The 376-nt window shown below is 76.1% G+C and carries 1 pseudogene; it reads left to right on the top strand.

The window, feature by feature from the left end:
• Window positions 1-376, top strand: a pseudogene (locus CCN29_RS35950) (DNA polymerase III subunit gamma and tau); the annotation flags it as partial.

Below are 376 nucleotides of genomic sequence, written 5' to 3'. Positions count from 1 at the left end.
CGACCTGCTGGAGCGGCTGCGTGACCTCGTCATCCTCGCCGCCGTCCCCGACGCCGCCGACAAGGGCCTCATCGACGCCCCCGCCGACGTCCTCGAGCGCATGCAGGCGCAGGCCGGCACGTTCGGGCCCGCCGAGCTCGGCCGCGCCGCCGACATCGTCAACGAGGGCCTCACCGAGATGCGCGGCGCCACCTCGCCCCGGCTTCAGCTGGAGCTGATCTGCGCGCGCGTGCTGCTGCCCGCCGCGTACGGCGACGAGCGCTCCCTGATGGCCCGGCTGGACCGCATCGAGCGCGGGGTGCAGTTCTCCGCGGGCGGTGCGGCCGCCGGAATGCCCGCGATGGGGTACGTCCCCGGTCCGGACGCCCACGGCGGG

This window comes from Streptomyces pseudogriseolus (assembly GCA_002154585.1).
Taxonomy (GTDB): domain Bacteria; phylum Actinomycetota; class Actinomycetes; order Streptomycetales; family Streptomycetaceae; genus Streptomyces; species Streptomyces pseudogriseolus.
Note: the sequence above shows the minus strand (reverse complement) of the source record. Positions and strands in the feature narration are given on the sequence as shown.